This window comes from Anaeromassilibacillus sp. 1001302B_160321_C8 (assembly GCF_015554745.1).
Taxonomy (GTDB): Bacteria; Bacillota; Clostridia; order Oscillospirales; family Acutalibacteraceae; genus Anaeromassilibacillus; species Anaeromassilibacillus stercoravium.
Map to the genome: position 1 here is coordinate 1 of NZ_JADNJD010000049.1, position 1,460 is coordinate 1,460.

At 50.4% G+C, this 1,460-nt stretch carries 1 protein-coding gene; it reads left to right on the forward strand.

Going from position 1 to position 1,460, the window contains the following annotated elements; all coding sequences use genetic code 11:
• Positions 1 to 252 precede the first annotated feature (252 nt).
• A complete protein-coding gene (locus I2E77_RS13655; RefSeq protein WP_191362850.1) occupies positions 253 to 1,278 on the forward strand; it encodes a rod shape-determining protein in 1,026 nt (341 codons plus the stop codon).
• Positions 1,279 to 1,460: the final 182 nt, after the last annotated feature.

Here is a 1,460-nt window from a genome sequence, read left to right on the forward strand (position 1 = left end):
CCTATGAAGGCTCTGTCCTTCTACTTTTTTATTTGCTTTTACTTGCTCTTCTGTCCAACATGTATTGTAGCTCTACAATGTTCACTGGGATGAAACACAGAACAGCGGTTGAAAAGCTTCCGTGGATGTAATATAATAAAATGTATTCTCAAATTGGGAAAATACTTTCTTTTGCGGCAATTTCAAAGCGTCACGCAGTGCGCCGCACTTTGAAATTGCCGCAAAATGGATTTTGAATGGAAGTGATTGTGCATGCTCGGAACCGATATTGCGATTGATTTGGGCACGTCCACGGTAAAAATTTACTTGGACGGGAAGGGCGTTATTTTAAAAGAACCAGCCGTGGTGGCGTACAATGTGGAGACGGAGGAAGTTGTCGCCATCGGCAGTGAGGCGTATGCGATGGTCGGGCGGACTTCAGACCGCATCGATGTGGTGCAGCCACTCTGCAACGGCGTGATTTCCGATTTTGATTTGGCGCAGTATCTTATCAGCCATTATATGAAACAGATCAGCGGCAGCAAGGTCTTTATGCCGCGTGTGGTGGTCAGCGTCCCCTGCTTGATCACCGAGGTGGAAAAGCGCGCGGTGGTAAACGCCATCAGTTCCGCCGGCGTGCGAAAAATCTGCCTGATTGAAGAGCCGGTTGCAGCGGCTATGGGCGCCGGCGTCAAGATCGACGAGCCGCACGGGACTTTGATTGTGGACATCGGCGGCGGCACGACCGACATGGGCGTGCTGTCTTTGAGCGGCATTGCCATTTCGCGCTCAATCAAGACAGCGGGCAATGCATTTGACGAAGCGATCATCAAATATGTTCGCCGGAAATACAATCTCATCATCGGAAAACGCATGGCAGAGGAGGCCAAGATCGCCATCGGCTGCGTGTATCCACGCAAGGAGATGGTAAAGCACCGGGTCAAGGGCCGTAACGCGATGACCGGCCTGCCGCAGTGGGCGGACATTTCGTGCGACGAGATGTTGGAAGCTTTGATCGAGCCTGCGATGCAGATCATCTATACCGTACAGGAGATGCTGGAAAAGACGCCTCCGGAGCTGATGGGGGATGTGTATTCGGATGGGATCATCCTGACCGGCGGATCGTCGCAGCTGTTTGGGTTCGACAAGTTGATTTCCAAGAAGACGAAAATGCCGGTCCGTATCGCTGAGGAGCCGGATATGTGTGTAGCGCGCGGCGCAGGGCTTGCAATCAAATACATTGAGGACATTGAGAGCAAGGCTTACGGTGTGCTCAATCCATTGAGCGCCGCTTATTAAAGGCACGTTTTGCACGGATTTTCAAAGGCATTCAGCCATTTTTCGGAGCTACTTTTGAAGGAATCCAATCAAAACAGATAAAAAAACAGGCGGGTGGTTTCCTTATGAAGTGACCCCGAAAAGTTAGACAATATTTTTGAAGAAATTGCTCAAGCAACCGAAAGGGCTTGTTGTCTGTGAAG

Bases quoted from the DNA above. Each gene is read 5' to 3' on its own strand.
- I2E77_RS13655 (WP_191362850.1), top strand. From the start codon at position 253: ATGCTCGGAACCGATATTGCGATTGATTTGGGCACGTCCACGGTAAAA.